Genomic DNA, 13602 nt, shown 5'->3' on the forward strand with positions numbered 1-13602 from the left:
AACACAACGGGATAAAAAATGAAAAAGATTGCACTCTCTTTAGTGGCACTTGGGTTGCTCACGGCTCTGCCAGGCTTCGCGGCTACGCCCGCGCCGCTTCCGGCCGCCATTGCCAATCATGACGGGCCGATCCGCATCGCGGTGATCCGTAACCTCGGCTCAGACGACAACACCACGCAGTTTATTGCCGGGGCGATTCAGGAAGGGAAAAAGCTCGGCTTTAAGGTCAGCACCTTTTTAAGCAACGGGGATGACGCCAAATTCCAGGACTTCGTTAACCAGGCGATCAGCCAGAAATATGACGGGATTATTCTCTCTCAGGGGCGCGATCCGTACTCCACCGCGCTGGTGAAGAAGGCGGTGGATGCCGGGATTAAAGTCGCCATCTTTGATACCGCCGTTAACGGCGAGATCCCGGGCGTGACCGTCACCCAGCAGGACGATGCCTCTCTGACAAATCTCTCCTTCGGCCAGCTGGCGAAAGATTTCAACGGCAAGGCCAATATCGTCAAGCTGTGGGTGGCGGGCTTCCCGCCAATGGAGCGTCGTCAGGCGGCCTATAAAGAGCTGCAAAAGCAGTATCCGGACATCAAAGAGCTGGAGTCTATCGGCGCGGTCTCGTCTGACGTGCAGGGTGATACCGCCAACAAGGTGGGCGCGATCCTGGCGAAATACCCGAAAGGCAAAATCGACGCCATCTGGGGCACCTGGGACGCCTTCAGCCAGGGCGCGTACAAGGCGCTGAAGGAGAACGGCCGCACCGAGATAAAGCTCTACAGCATCGACATATCCAACCAGGATCTGCAGCTGATGCGCGAGCCGGGCAGCCCGTGGAAGGTGAGCGTGGCGGTGGATCCGAAGCTGATTGGCGCGACCAACGTGCGTCTGGTGGCGAACAAGATTGCCGGGGAAGCGACGCCTGCGACCTACGATTTCAAAGCGGCGGCCATTCCGCAGGCGCTGCTTACCGCCCAGCCGGGCGCGGTGAACGTGGCGTCTCTGGGAAAAATCATTCCGGGCTGGGGCCAGACGGAAGATTTTATCGCGCCGTGGTTTGCGACGCTGGAAGCGAAAAATAAATAAAACCAAGCCGGGTGGCGGCTGCGCCTTACCCGGCCTACATTTCGCACCCGTAGGCCCGGTAAGCGTAGCGCCACCGGGCGTAAGGAGCATAAGGTGTCTCAATTACCCCCTCCCGAATACAGCCGCAATATGCGGCTGATTGGCCATAGCGACCAGGGCGGTCGCCCGGACGGCGTGCAGCTGATGGTGCACCGCGGTTTCGCCTATATCGGCCATATGGTGTCGCAGGGCTTTTCGATTGTCGACGTGCGCGACCCAAAGAACCCGAAAGCGGCGGGCTACGTGCCCGCGCCGCCCGGCACCTGGAACGTGCACCTGCAGGCGCATGACGACCTGCTGCTGGTGATCAACGCCCGGGATCTGTTTGCCGATGCCCGCTTTGCTGACGAGAAGGTCTACTACACCCGCCAGGTGGGGGAGACCGTCAGCGACGTGCAGGACAAAGGCTGGAGCGCCGGGCTGCGGGTGTTTGATATCTCCACGCCGGACAGGCCGCGTGAAATCGGCTTTCTGTCGCTGAGCGGCATCGGCATTCACCGCATCTGGTACGTCGGCGGACGCTGGGCCTATGTGTCGGCGCTGATCGACGGCTTTACCGACTACATCTTCCTGACCATCGATCTGGCGGACCCGCGTAAGCCTGAAGTGGCGGGGCGCTGGTGGCTGCCGGGGATGAACCAGGCCGAAGGGGAGAAGCCGAACTGGCCGGAAGGAAAACGCTACGCGCTGCACCACGCGATTATCGCGGGTGATACCGCCTACGGCAGCTGGCGCGACGGCGGCCTGACGCTGCTGGACGTGAAAGACCGCACCCGGCCGAAGCTCATTAGCCACCGCAACTGGAGCCCGCCGTTTGGCGGCGGGACGCACACCGCGCTGCCGCTGCCGGACCGCGATTTGCTGGTGGTGCTGGACGAGGCGGTGCTGGACAATCAGGAAGACGGCGAAAAGCTGATCTGGCTGTTTGATATCCGCGAGCCGTCGAACCCGGTCAGCATCTCGACCTTCCCGCAGCCTGGTGAAACCGACTACGTGGCGAAAGGGGCGCATTTCGGCCCGCACAACCTGCATGAGAACCGGCCGGGAAGCTTCGTCAGCTCAACGCTGATTTTTGCCACGTACCAGAACGCGGGCGTGCGGGCGTACGATATTTCCAATCCGTATCGACCGGTGGAAACGGGGGCGCTGGTGCCCGGCGCGCCGGAGAAGATGATGGACACGCGGCCGAATCGCCCGCAGGTGATCCAGTCGTGCGACGTGTTTGTGGATGCGCAGGGGATTATTTACAGCACGGATTATAACGGCGGGTTATCGGTGATTGAGTATTTGGGGTAAGTGCGGTTTGATGCCCTCCCCTCGGCCCTCTCCCCGTGGGAGAGGGAGAAAACCAAATGCACTCAGCTGTACTGCCGCACTCGTGCCACCAGCTCTTCCGCGCTGTCGATGCGCTCGGCAATGACGATCAGCGCCTTGCCGAGCGTTATCGCGTGGCGCAGGCATTCGTGGCGCATCGCCTCGTCCTGAATGGTGTCGATATCCGCCACGTGAGAAAGCCCGACGCTGCGACGAATGAGCTCGGTGCCGCAGAAGCCGATGGCGTCATGCCAGACCTTTTTCAGAAACGCGGAGGCGTAGCCCGGCGCGCTCAGCGCCGTATCGCGCGTTTTCTCGTTTGCCAGCGCCTGGAAGCGCTCCGCGAAGGTGTTCCACAGCTCCTGAATATCGGTCAGGCGCTGCTCGCGTGCGGCAGCGGCATCGCGAATGCCCAGATGCCCCGGCAGGCCGCAGAAATTGAGCAGCAGGTTGCCGATGGCGGTGCCGATATCAAAGCCAATCGGCCCGAAATAGCCGAACTCGGCGTCGATGGCCTTCAGGCTGCCGTCCGCCACGAAGATCGACCCGCTGTGAATATCGCCGTGCAGGAGCGCTTCGGCGTGCGAGAAGAAGCGATGCTTCAGGGAGGCCACGGCAATCTTCAGCTGGGCGTCGTCGCGCAGGGCCGCTACGTCGTTTTCCAGCTCGGCCGGGTAGCTGTTGCGTTCGTGGATCTGGTACGGATCGTTGAAGAACAGATCTTCGGTGATCTCGCACATCTCCGGGTTGATGAATTTCGCCACCTGCGCTTTTTTCGCGTGCGGGTGCAGGTAGAAATCGCTAGTGTGAAACAGCGCGTGCGCGAGGTATTCGCCCAACTGCTGCGCCGCCTGCGGGTAGTAAATGTTGTTGATCAGCTCGCCGCGCCAGATGCGATGGCTGGAGAGATCTTCCATCACCATTACCGCCAGCTCCGGGTCGAAATGGTGGATTTTCACGGTGTGCTGCGGGCTGTGCTGGTAGTGTTCGACCAGCGTTTGCGCCTCAAGACGGGCGCGGTCCAGCGTCAGCGGCCAGGATTCCCCGACGCAGCGCACGTAGGGCAGCGCCTGCTTGACGATGATGCGGCTTACGCCCGCGCTGTCGAAAATTTTAAAGACCAGATTGAGGTTGCCGTCGCCTACCTCCTGCGCCTCCACCAGCGATGATGGGTCATCAAGGCCGCCAAACTGCCTGGCATATTCCACGGCGTCCTGAGCGGTAAAGGTACGGTATTGCGACATGGCCTGTTCCTCACGGGTTTGCTAATAAAGACATGTAGACGTCTATACATCTGGATTTCATCCTGACACAATGTGCTACATCAACGCAACAGGGAATTAACGACATGCAGACATTACAGACGACCAGCCTGCGGGTGGCGAATAATCAGCTCTTTATTCTCGACCAGCAGGCGCTTCCGCAGGAGAAACGCTGGCTGGACGCCTCGACCGTAGAGGCGCTGGTTGGGCACATTCATGCCCTGCGGGTGCGCGGCGCGCCGCTGATTGGTCTCTCTGCAAGCCTGCTGCTGGCGCTGCTGGCGGAAAACGGCAAAAGCCGCGACGCGCTGGCGGCGGCGCTGGAAACCCTGCGCGCCTCCCGCCCGACGGCGGTGAACCTGATGAACAATCTCGACCGCATGAAGATTGCGCTGTGGCAGGAAGATTTCGTTCCGGCGCTCGTGGCTGAAGCGCTGCGGCTGATTGACGAAGACAAACGGCTCTGCGACGCGATTGCGAAAGCCGGCAGCGCGCTGGTGAAGCCCGGCAGCCGTCTGCTGACCCACTGCAACACCGGCGGGCTGGCAACGGCGGGCGTCGGCACCGCATTGGGCGTGATTGCCCGCGCGCATCAGGACGGTAACGTTAGCAACGTCTGGGTGGATGAAACCCGTCCGCTGCTGCAGGGCGGCAGATTGACCGCGTGGGAGCTTGGCGAGCTGGGCGTGCCGTATCGGCTGATTACCGACTCCATGGCCGCCAGCCTGATGGCGAAAGGGCAGGTGGACGCCGTATGGGTGGGCGCAGACCGTATTGCCGCCAACGGCGATGTGGCGAACAAGATCGGCACCTATTCCCTGGCGGTGCTGGCGAAGTTCCACGGCATTCCGTTCTACGTTGCCGCGCCGCAAACGACCCTCGATCCGGACTGCCCGAACGGGGATGCGATCCCCATTGAACAGCGCGCCGCCAGCGAGGTATCGGGCGTCGCCGGAAGCTTTGGCGCGGTGCAGTGGGCGCCGGAAAACGCGCAGGTCTATAATCCGGCGTTTGACGTTACGCCTGCCTCGCTGATTAGCGGCTGGGTGCTGGACACGGGCGTGGTTACGCCGGAAGCGGTAGCAAACGGGAAATTCGCCTGAGTCCGGCTATCCTTTAAGGGGTTCCCCTGAGAGGACAACATCGTGACGCTCGATCCTGAAACAGACTTAAAACTGGAGCGCGTGGTGGACGCACCGCGCGACCTGCTGTGGCTCTGCTGGACCACGCCGGAGCACATCAAAAACTTCTTCATTCCTGCTCCCCATAAGGTGACCGAATGCGACCTCGACCTGCGCGTGGGTGGGCGGTTCAACACCGTGTTCGAGGTGGACGGGCAGCGGATGGACAACCGGGGCGTATTTCTTGAAATCGATCCCGGTAAAAAGCTGGTCTTTACCGACGGTTACGGGGAGGACTGGAAGCCTGCGGAGAAACCGTTTATGACGGCGATCCTGCTGCTGGAAGACGTAGGTGAGGGCAAAACCCGCTACACGGCGATTGCGCGTCATCCGACGAAGGAAATCCGCGAACAGCACGAGCAGATGGGCTTCCACGAAGGGTGGGGGATTGTGCTGGATCAGCTGGTGGGGTACGTGAAGTCTCTTCGACCCCCTCTCCCTTGAGGGAGAGGGTTGGGGTGAGGGGGAGAATTCATTGATCAAGTCGAAGATAGATTTCTTTTTTAGTATTTCTCATCTGACGAAATATTGGCTCTCCCTTTTCATCAAAGTATCTTTCCGGCCATATCACATCGGGCGGAATGTCTAGCGCCTGTGCGATAAGCAATTCGCCTTTGGGCCATGGTCGGGTAAGCGCGTTTGCCAGTGTGGATGAGGAAAGGCCAGCCTTTCGGGACAACGCAGCCAGGCTTGTTCCGTGTTTCTTTAGTGCGGCGATGATATCGGCAGGATGCCAGTTCTGATGACGCATTGTGTCCTCCTTACATGTATTTGTTACACACTTAATTATCCTGTTTTGGGATAAAAAGACAATGGGAGGATATTCGATTTCAGGATATTTGTATGGAATCGGAACAATGGCCTCAGTTTACTCGGACGAATACCAGCGTGTTATCAGTGCGTTGAAGAAAGCTCGTAAGGAGAAGGGGATTACTCAGGCGCAGCTTGCTGAGGCTCTGGGTAAACCGCAGTCGTTTATCGCTAAAGTGGAAAGCGGTGAACGCAGGTTAGATGTGGTGGAGTTTGTGCATCTGGCGAGGCTGGTTGACGCAGATGTACAGAGGATTATCGCCAGTATTTAATTAATGCCTGAAATAGGAATGACCACCTCAGCCGTATGTTCCCCTCACCCTAACCCTCTCCCCAGAGGGGCGAGGGGATAGCTCAGTGCTCGCATTAATTTGTGGGGATCACTCATCCCAGGGGGAGAGTGAGAAAAGATTATGCCATTCGCGGATACGCATCCGCGATCGCATCACCCGTAAACTGGGCCACCCAGCCTTCCGGATTGTCGAAGATACGAATCGCCGTAAAGTTCGGCTCTGAACCCATATCGAACCAGTGCGGCGTGCCCGCGGGTACGGAAATCAGGTCGTTTTTCTCGCACAGCACCTGATACACCTCATCGCCAATGTGCAGGCAGAAGAGCCCTGCGCCTTCCACGAAGAAGCGCACTTCGTCTTCACCGTGGGTGTGTTCGTTCAGGAACTTTGCGCGCAGCGCCTCTTTCTGTGGGTTATCGGCGCGCAGGCTGATTACGTCCCAGCTCTGATAGCCTTTCTCCGCCACCAGCTTGTCGATCGCATGCTGATACGCCGCGATCACGGCTTCGGGCGCGGGATCGTGGCCTAAATCGCGGTCAGCCGCCCAACGTTCGAAGCGCACGCCTTTAGCGTTGAGCTGCTGGGCGATCTCGGCGGCGTCGGTGCTGTGCCACTGGTGCTGACTGGCGTCTTTATCGGAATAAATGGTCAATGCGCTCATGAAGGGATCTGCTCCGGATTAATCTCGTCAAACTGGTGGACCTGATGATGATGGCTTGCGCCGTCATCATCGCCGCGAATCAGCTGCAGGGTGCGAAAACCTGCCTGTTCAGCCGCGTCCAGCTCCTGATGAATATCCGACAGGAACAGGATCTGCGACGGGGCGATGCCCGTTTGCGCCGCAATGTTCTGATAAGACTGCACCTCGCGCTTGGCGCCGATGTGGGTATCAAAATAGCCGCTGAACAGATGAGTAATATCACCTTCGTCGCTGTAGCCAAATAACAGTTTCTGCGCGGCGACGGAGCCAGAGGAATAAACATAGAGATCAATCCCTTGCGCTTTCCACTTTTCCAGCGCAGGCAGGACGTCCGGGTAGAGGTGGCCGGTAAAGTCGCCGTTCACGTAGCCGTCATGCCAGATGATCCCCTGCAGGGCTTTGAGCGCCGTGGATTTGCGGTCCTCATCCATAAAGGCAAACAGGGCGTCGATAAGCTCGCTGACGCTGGCGTGCGGGTGACCGATTTCATCACGCAGGTTGTCCAGAATGGATTTGACCGGCTCGGCGTACTGCTGCGCGGTCACGAAGGCCGCCAGCCGCTCACGCGCGTAGGGGAACAAAACATCATGGACAAAACGGATATCGCTGGTGGTGCCTTCAATATCCGTCACAATCGCGCGAATCATACTCTCTCCAGTTGTCGTAAACGCATTTCGCATTCAAATAAGAATTCTAATCCTTCCAGATGACGGCGGGCCTCGGCCACATCGCGTCCCCAGCAGGTTAAGCCATGACCGCGTAGAAGAAAACCATAATTAAGCGGGCGTTCCTGTGCGTAATGGGCGATTCGGGAGGCGAGGGCGTCAATATCCTGGTCGTTATCAAAGACCGGAATAGCCACCGTATCCAGATGTGTGGTCTGACCGGTGAGGGATTTTTGCATTTCAAAGCCGCTGATGTTGAGCTCGGCTTCTTTCACCAGACGCGACAGCACCGTAGCGTTGACGGTATGTACATGCAGGACGGCGTTGGCCTCCGGGAACAGGCGATAAATAAGGGTGTGTAGCCCCGTTTCGGCTGATGGCTTACGACCCGACGGCGCGCGGTTGGTGGCGATCTCCACCTGCAGAAAATCCTCCGTCGTCAGGCAGCCCTTGTCTTTGCCGGATTCGCTGAGCCAGCAGAGGCGTTCGTCCTGACGCACCGACATATTGCCGCCGGTGGCGGGTGCCCAGCCTTTGGCGCCAATCCAGCGGCAGGCGTCGACCAGATGTGTGAGTTGCAGGTTGTCTGTCATTTCCTTTTACCCTCGCGGCCAGGAATATTCATATGGTTTATACCCGTCATACTTCAAGTTACAGGTGCGTTGGCTGCACTCACTCACCCCAGTCACGTACTTATGTACGCTCCCGGGGATTCGTTCCCTTGCCGCCTTCCTGCAACTCGAATTATTTAGGGTATAGACGTCTAAGCGTCTTGATTGCCAAAGACTAACATCGTGTTATAGTGGCAGCAACATAAGTATTACAAGCAGGCACGACACAATGAGCAATAACGCATTGATTCCGCAGAGTAAACTTCCCAATCTCGGGACCACCATCTTTACGCAGATGAGCGCCCTGGCCCAGCAGCACAACGCCATTAACCTTTCGCAGGGGTTCCCGGATTTCGACGGCCCGACCTATCTGCAGGAACGTCTGGCCTACCACGTGGCGCAGGGGGCGAACCAGTACGCGCCGATGACCGGCGTGCAGGCGCTGCGTGAAGCCATTGCGGATAAAACGGCTGAGCTGTATGGCCATAAGCCCGATGCGAACACCGACATTACGGTGACGGCAGGGGCGACCGAAGCCCTGTATGCGGCCATCACCGCGCTGGTGCGGGCGGGCGATGAAGTCATCTGCTTTGACCCGAGCTACGACAGCTATGCGCCTGCGATTGAACTCTCCGGCGGCGTGGTGAAACGCGTGGCGTTACAGCCACCGCATTTCCGCCCTGACTGGCAGGCGTTTGCCGCGCTGCTGAGCGACAAAACCCGTCTGGTGGTCCTCAATACGCCGCACAACCCGTCGGCGACGGTGTGGCAGAAAGCCGATTTCGCCGCGCTATGGCAGGCCATTGCTGAACGTGAGATTTACGTACTGAGCGATGAAGTCTACGAGCACATCTGCTTTGCAGAGGAAGGGCACGCCAGCGTGCTGGCCCATCCGCAGCTTCGCGAGCGCGCTATCGCCGTCTCGTCATTCGGTAAGACTTACCACATGACCGGCTGGAAAGTGGGCTACTGCGTCGCACCGGCGGCCATCAGCGCTGAGCTGCGCAAGGTGCACCAGTACCTGACCTTTGCCGTTAACACACCGGCTCAGCTTGCGCTGGCGGATATGTTGCGCGCCGAGCCGGAGCACTACCGCGAGCTGCCGCACTTCTATCGTGAACGCCGGGATCTGTTTGTGGACGCGCTGAGCAAAAGCCGTCTGGAAATTTTGCCCTCGGAAGGGACTTACTTCCTGCTCGCGGACTACAGCGCCATTTCCGATCTCGACGACGTGAGCTTTTGCCAGTGGCTGACAAAAGAGGTGGGCGTGGCCGCCATTCCGCTATCGGTGTTCTGCGCCGATCCCTTCCCGCATAAGCTGATCCGTCTTTGTTTTGCGAAGCAAGAATCGACGCTGCTGGCAGCGGCTGAGCGCCTGAACAGGCTCTGATTATTTCACCGTCCAGGCTTCTGAGTAACGACGGTCTGCGAAGAGTTCCAGCAGGCCGTTGATTTGCTTGAGGCGCAACACTTCGTCGTTATCCATCCCCAGCTCCTTGCCAATCCTCTCGTCGTTCCAGCCAAGCTGAACCAGTTCACGAACAATCTCTGACATGGCGTTGATCTGGTGCCGCCCGCGTGCGCGGTTATGGCGAATGGTCGCCGCCATGCGGTTATGTTTATCCTGCCGATCTTCGCGCAGGCAGGTGACGGGCAAGTATCCTTTGAGCTGGCGCTTTAACGACGCCCGGCTGGTGCCAATCTCATGGCGATGAAAACCATCGACAATTTCGTAGTGCTGAGATGCATTTTGCGTCACAACGATAGGTTGCGTGAATCCATCAAGTTCAAGGGATTTACCTAGTAGCCGTTTTTCCGGTGGCGCAACGTTATTGGGGTTGTAGTCGTTGGCGGTGATATCGTCCTGTTTCACCCAGAGCACGCAGTCTATCGGTTGCTCGCTAAACGGGCTGTTTTTGTGTATCGCGACTCGCAGGGCGTTAATGGCGTTTATTCGATCCTCTTCGGGAAGTGACTGCAGGTAGATATCTATTTCGTTGATTATTCGCTGTCGCATAAAATGCCCCACTCCTTGCGTTTCGCCTTCATTCTGTCGCTGTAGCGTTGATAATGTTTGGGTTTATTTGGGCTGAAGGAAAGTGCCCGACACCAGTAATCGTTATTAAGTAAAACCTTACAAATACGTCGCCATGAGGGTATGTCTTTGGCCCCGATATCCCCGTCCTGGGTGTCGGGAATAGCGTCCATGCCCCGCTTTTGATACCAGTGAAGATACACCGCGATTTTATTGCGGTAATGCTCTGCCGTATTTTGCGGCATGCTCTCGAGCAGCAGCATGGCGTATTCCCGCCAGCAAAGGCGATCGGGCTTCAGTATTTTGCGATGACCATAAAAATGGTTGTCGTGCCCGGCGTAAATTCCCCCGCTGCGCACGCCGCTGACGCGTTCGCACATGGCGGCCCAGCGATCGGGTTCGACCACATGGTAGAGCCAGAGTCCCTGACGCTGCTCGGGACCAAAAGGTTCGCAGATACGCATGTAGCGCGGGGGCACGCCGGCCTGGTACATCAGGTCGTAAAGCGGGTTGTAGCAGCAGCCGGTTTTTGCAAACCAGGTCCAGATATCGGCCGTTTTCCAGTCATAAAGCGGGTAGATATACCAGGCGTGCCCGCCCGGTGCGACCGTCGTCCAGGGTTTGTCATCAGAAAACCGCTGTTTACGCGCTGAAGCGATGGCCAGAAAGCGGTTATAGGATTCATCGGCGCGGATCCCAACCATGACTGCTGCAGGGCGTTTTTGCGCGTACCATTCCGCAAAATCGCGGACAAAGGCTTCGAACGTCATACCCTGCTGATAAAAATCGAAATAGTGTGGATCGGTAATGGCATCTTCTGGCGGTTGACGCACCCAGTGAGTGTCGGGCGCCCAGCATTGCCATTCAGGTTGAAACTGAGACAGGGAGTTCTGGGTGGTTATCGGTAGCGCGACCCACCAGAACTGATTAATGACGTCCTGATAAAGGGCTCGCACTGTTTCAATATGCTTAATGGTTAATGAGAACTGCGCTTCCCAGTCCAAAAATAAGATATCTATTTTTCGTTTTAGCCGCCGTGCCTGCCGGGCGACAAGATGTAGCATCACGGTAGAATCTTTTCCGCCAGAAAAGGAGACGCACACTCTTGTAAAATTGTTAAGCGTCCAGTCTATGCGTTCAACAGCGGCTTCAAGAACATTTTCCCGTAGTGGGATTTTATAGATCGACATGGTTCATCGCATCCTGCGTGGTAAATGCCTAAATGAAATTCAAGGTTATTATGAAAGTAATTTTCCTTACTTTCACGAAATCATTTTTTTCAATGTATGATTTTTATTTTTCATCCGGGAAATGATTCTTAATCAGAGGATGTGGCAATACAGAGTTTATGCATTTTTTCAATGAATGTTGAAAAAACGCTGCTGTTCAGCGATGAACGACTGTAGAGCATATAAATATGTATTTCGGGCAGTGCAAACGGGGTCTCAACGCTTTTTAGTTTCAACGCCTCTTTATATGTTTCATAGATGGATACGGGAATGAAGCCTAAGAGATCGGATGAGCTAACCATGGAGATAAGCGAACTGATGGAGTCCGTGCGAAAAGCAATGTTTCTTTCCGGGAAAACCTCATTGGCGCGATTCTGAAACTCTTTAACGCCCGGGTGAGCACTTCGATAAAAGGTGTACTTCTCGCGGTATAACGCCTCGATACTGGCCTGCTCGCCGAGCCTCGGATGGTCTTCCCGGCAGATCATCGTTATCGGCACCGTCGTAAAGAGGGTACAGACTACAGAGTGGTTTTTTACCGGAGCCATCGTAAAGATCAGGTCCGCTTTACGGTATGCAAGCAGATCCTCCGCTGATTCCGGAGAGATAAGCATATCACGTTGTTCTACCTCGTAATCTTCCTCAGACATTAACAGCTTCATCGGTTCGAGCATATAACCGGGCGACACCATTTGAGAGCAGTAAATGACGAAGTTTTTCTTGACCCCAGAGTGATGCATCAGGTTGATGGTTTGCTCAATCTGGTTGAGATTCTGTTCAAGATGGTGGTGCAGGTTGATGCCTACCGTGGTCGGTGTAATCCCCTTGCCGGAACGGATAAAGAGGGGGTCATTGAGCTGGTTGCGCAGGCGCTGCAGCGACTGGCTCACGGCAGAAGGCGTGATATAAAGCGTCTCAGCGGCCTTACTGATACTGAGATGCTGGTAAATACATTCGAAAATGACTAACAGATTGAGATCGAATTTTTTAAGCTCATAGAGATTTGCCATTTTTAGTCCTGCGGATGCCGGGTTTGCTGAAGTTATCACATTACTGATAACTATAGATTGAAGTTAACCATTTACAATCTTTGTGGTTCACTAACTTAATTTTATTTTTAAGTCATCTGAATATATCACGGCGTCAGATTAATGAAATAGAACTTCAAGGTTGATTAAGATAATTTTATCTTTAAAGTGTGATTGGCTTATTTGAATGACAAGCGACATTTATATATAGAGGGAAATTCATAATAAAATTAAATTTATAACCTTCTGAAAGCATTTTCGATTTTGCCTATCACAGTCATAGGCAGGATTGCCACTCTTATGGATTGCTCAACGCCGGGACGGATGGTGTAATCAAAGCGCTGTTACCGCCTTGATACTCCAGGTTGTAGAGCGCAACGCAACGCCAGTTTCGGCTGGCACTGAATGTACCTGCGGGGAATTCAGGTATCAGGGCCGCCCGTTGAGGCGGCCTTTTTACTTTCAGGCTTTCCTGTAAAAGGTTCACCTTGTTGTCTTGTCGAGGTTGTAAGGTTTGGCTGATTGATTTGATAAAGCATATGCATTAGCCCCGATGAATAAAGTTGGTTACCTTACATCTCAACGAAAACACGGAGGAAGTACAGATGTCTTTGATTAATACCAAAATTAAACCTTTCAAAAACCAGGCGTTCAAAAACGGTGAGTTCATCGAAGTTACCGAGAAAGATACCGAAGGCCGCTGGAGCGTCTTCTTCTTCTATCCGGCTGACTTTACCTTCGTTTGCCCGACTGAACTGGGTGACGTAGCAGACCATTACGACGAACTGCAGAAGCTGGGCGTAGACGTTTACTCAGTGTCTACCGATACCCACTTCACCCACAAAGCATGGCACAGCAGCTCTGAAACCATCGCAAAAATCAAATACGCGATGATCGGTGACCCGACTGGCGCCCTGACCCGTAACTTCGACAACATGCGTGAAGATGAAGGCCTGGCTGACCGCGCCACCTTCGTTGTTGACCCGCAGGGCATTATCCAGGCTATCGAAGTTACCGCTGAAGGTATCGGCCGTGATGCGTCTGACCTGCTGCGTAAAGTGAAAGCTGCTCAGTACGTGGCTTCTCACCCAGGCGAAGTGTGCCCGGCGAAATGGAAAGAAGGCGAAGCGACGCTGGCTCCATCTCTGGACCTGGTCGGCAAGATCTAAGTCTGTAAAGCCTGGCGGCGCTGCGCTTGCACAGGCCTACAGTATCGTAGGCCGGGTAAACGAAGTGCCACCCGGCAATCAATGGGCGCCCCCCGCGCCCATTTCAATCCAGCACCATGATGCAAGTTGCATTCAGGCCGCCCGTATAAGGCAGCTTGCATGATGACGTCTTAAGAGAGGGAA

General features: G+C 55.8%; 15 protein-coding genes. 7 read left to right on the plus strand and 8 right to left on the minus strand.

Annotated elements, in window-relative coordinates; translation table 11 throughout:
• Positions 1 to 18: 18 nt before the first annotated feature.
• Together L370_RS09320 and L370_RS09315 are read left to right on the plus strand one after the other, a co-directional pair.
• Complete coding sequence (locus L370_RS09320; RefSeq protein ID WP_023334864.1) at positions 19 to 1083, plus strand: sugar ABC transporter substrate-binding protein; 1065 nt, start codon at positions 19 to 21, stop codon at positions 1081 to 1083.
• A gap of 93 nt (positions 1084 to 1176) precedes the next feature.
• Positions 1177 to 2418, plus strand: a complete 1242-nt coding sequence (locus tag L370_RS09315) for an LVIVD repeat-containing protein (RefSeq protein WP_023334865.1) — start codon at positions 1177 to 1179, stop codon at positions 2416 to 2418.
• 62 nt (positions 2419 to 2480) lie between these two features.
• On the opposite strand, the gene mtnK is transcribed toward L370_RS09315, so the two are convergent.
• Entirely contained in the window at positions 2481 to 3680 is a 1200-nt protein-coding gene (gene mtnK / locus L370_RS09310; protein ID WP_023334866.1) for an S-methyl-5-thioribose kinase, read from the minus strand.
• A gap of 104 nt (positions 3681 to 3784) precedes the next feature.
• On the opposite strand from mtnK, the gene mtnA reads away from it, so the two are divergent.
• Together mtnA and L370_RS09300 are read left to right on the plus strand one after the other, a co-directional pair.
• Positions 3785 to 4801, plus strand: a complete 1017-nt coding sequence (mtnA, locus tag L370_RS09305) for an S-methyl-5-thioribose-1-phosphate isomerase (protein WP_023334867.1) — start codon at positions 3785 to 3787, stop codon at positions 4799 to 4801.
• A 42-nt stretch (positions 4802 to 4843) separates the two neighbouring features.
• Entirely contained in the window at positions 4844 to 5323 is a 480-nt protein-coding gene (locus L370_RS09300) for an SRPBCC family protein (protein WP_023334868.1), read from the plus strand.
• 28 nt (positions 5324 to 5351) lie between these two features.
• Here L370_RS09300 and L370_RS09295 read toward each other — a convergent pair whose 3' ends face one another.
• A complete protein-coding gene (locus tag L370_RS09295) occupies positions 5352 to 5630 on the minus strand; it encodes a helix-turn-helix domain-containing protein (protein ID WP_023334869.1) in 279 nt (92 codons plus the stop codon).
• A 106-nt stretch (positions 5631 to 5736) separates the two neighbouring features.
• Between L370_RS09295 and L370_RS09290 the strand changes: the two genes are divergently transcribed.
• Positions 5737 to 5961 carry a helix-turn-helix domain-containing protein gene (locus L370_RS09290; RefSeq protein ID WP_023334870.1) on the plus strand — a complete coding sequence of 75 codons (225 nt, stop codon included), beginning with the start codon at positions 5737 to 5739 and terminating at the stop codon, positions 5959 to 5961.
• A gap of 139 nt (positions 5962 to 6100) precedes the next feature.
• Here L370_RS09290 and L370_RS09285 read toward each other — a convergent pair whose 3' ends face one another.
• Genes L370_RS09285 through L370_RS09275 form a run of 3 tightly spaced genes read right to left on the minus strand, consistent with a single transcriptional unit; the run spans position 6101 to position 7940 of the window.
• Positions 6101 to 6643, minus strand: coding sequence for a 1,2-dihydroxy-3-keto-5-methylthiopentene dioxygenase (locus L370_RS09285; RefSeq protein WP_023334871.1), 543 nt, complete (start codon positions 6641 to 6643; stop codon positions 6101 to 6103).
• Positions 6640 to 7329 (minus strand): acireductone synthase, encoded by a 690-nt coding sequence (gene mtnC / locus L370_RS09280; protein WP_023334872.1) that lies wholly within the window; start codon positions 7327 to 7329, stop codon positions 6640 to 6642. The genes L370_RS09285 and mtnC overlap by 4 nt, the downstream gene beginning before the upstream one ends.
• Complete coding sequence (locus tag L370_RS09275; RefSeq protein WP_023334873.1) at positions 7326 to 7940, minus strand: methylthioribulose 1-phosphate dehydratase; 615 nt, start codon at positions 7938 to 7940, stop codon at positions 7326 to 7328. The genes mtnC and L370_RS09275 overlap by 4 nt, the downstream gene beginning before the upstream one ends.
• A 247-nt stretch (positions 7941 to 8187) precedes the next feature.
• Between L370_RS09275 and L370_RS09270 the strand changes: the two genes are divergently transcribed.
• Entirely contained in the window at positions 8188 to 9348 is a 1161-nt protein-coding gene (locus tag L370_RS09270) for a pyridoxal phosphate-dependent aminotransferase (protein ID WP_023334874.1), read from the plus strand.
• On the opposite strand, the gene L370_RS09265 is transcribed toward L370_RS09270, so the two are convergent.
• The 3 genes from L370_RS09265 to L370_RS09255 form a co-directional block, all read right to left on the minus strand.
• Positions 9349 to 9975, minus strand: coding sequence for an IbrB-like domain-containing protein (locus L370_RS09265; RefSeq protein WP_023334875.1), 627 nt, complete (start codon positions 9973 to 9975; stop codon positions 9349 to 9351). It abuts the gene before it with no gap.
• Complete coding sequence (locus L370_RS09260; RefSeq protein WP_023334876.1) at positions 9960 to 11183, minus strand: phosphoadenosine phosphosulfate reductase; 1224 nt, start codon at positions 11181 to 11183, stop codon at positions 9960 to 9962. The genes L370_RS09265 and L370_RS09260 overlap by 16 nt, the downstream gene beginning before the upstream one ends.
• Positions 11184 to 11311: 128 nt before the next feature.
• A complete protein-coding gene (locus L370_RS09255) occupies positions 11312 to 12232 on the minus strand; it encodes a DNA-binding transcriptional repressor CitR (RefSeq protein WP_023334877.1) in 921 nt (306 codons plus the stop codon).
• Positions 12233 to 12855: 623 nt separating this feature from the next.
• On the opposite strand from L370_RS09255, the gene ahpC reads away from it, so the two are divergent.
• Positions 12856 to 13419: an alkyl hydroperoxide reductase subunit C gene (ahpC, locus tag L370_RS09250; RefSeq protein ID WP_008501015.1), complete on the plus strand. Its 564-nt coding sequence runs from the start codon at positions 12856 to 12858 to the stop codon at positions 13417 to 13419.
• Positions 13420 to 13602: the final 183 nt, after the last annotated feature.

It is taken from the genome of Enterobacter sp. MGH 24 (assembly GCF_000493015.1).
Taxonomy (GTDB): domain Bacteria; phylum Pseudomonadota; class Gammaproteobacteria; order Enterobacterales; family Enterobacteriaceae; genus Enterobacter.

Coding starts and splice junctions, on each gene's coding strand:
- L370_RS09295 (WP_023334869.1), bottom strand. CDS start 5,630: ATGCGTCATCAGAACTGGCATCCTGCCGATATCATCGCCGCACTAAAG.
- L370_RS09285 (WP_023334871.1), bottom strand. CDS start 6,643: ATGAGCGCATTGACCATTTATTCCGATAAAGACGCCAGTCAGCACCAG.
- L370_RS09290 (WP_023334870.1), top strand. CDS start 5,737: ATGGCCTCAGTTTACTCGGACGAATACCAGCGTGTTATCAGTGCGTTG.
- mtnA (WP_023334867.1), top strand. CDS start 3,785: ATGCAGACATTACAGACGACCAGCCTGCGGGTGGCGAATAATCAGCTC.
- L370_RS09320 (WP_023334864.1), top strand. CDS start 19: ATGAAAAAGATTGCACTCTCTTTAGTGGCACTTGGGTTGCTCACGGCT.
- L370_RS09270 (WP_023334874.1), top strand. CDS start 8,188: ATGAGCAATAACGCATTGATTCCGCAGAGTAAACTTCCCAATCTCGGG.
- L370_RS09255 (WP_023334877.1), bottom strand. CDS start 12,232: ATGGCAAATCTCTATGAGCTTAAAAAATTCGATCTCAATCTGTTAGTC.
- L370_RS09275 (WP_023334873.1), bottom strand. CDS start 7,940: ATGACAGACAACCTGCAACTCACACATCTGGTCGACGCCTGCCGCTGG.
- L370_RS09260 (WP_023334876.1), bottom strand. CDS start 11,183: ATGTCGATCTATAAAATCCCACTACGGGAAAATGTTCTTGAAGCCGCT.
- mtnK (WP_023334866.1), bottom strand. CDS start 3,680: ATGTCGCAATACCGTACCTTTACCGCTCAGGACGCCGTGGAATATGCC.
- mtnC (WP_023334872.1), bottom strand. CDS start 7,329: ATGATTCGCGCGATTGTGACGGATATTGAAGGCACCACCAGCGATATC.
- ahpC (WP_008501015.1), top strand. CDS start 12,856: ATGTCTTTGATTAATACCAAAATTAAACCTTTCAAAAACCAGGCGTTC.
- L370_RS09265 (WP_023334875.1), bottom strand. CDS start 9,975: ATGCGACAGCGAATAATCAACGAAATAGATATCTACCTGCAGTCACTT.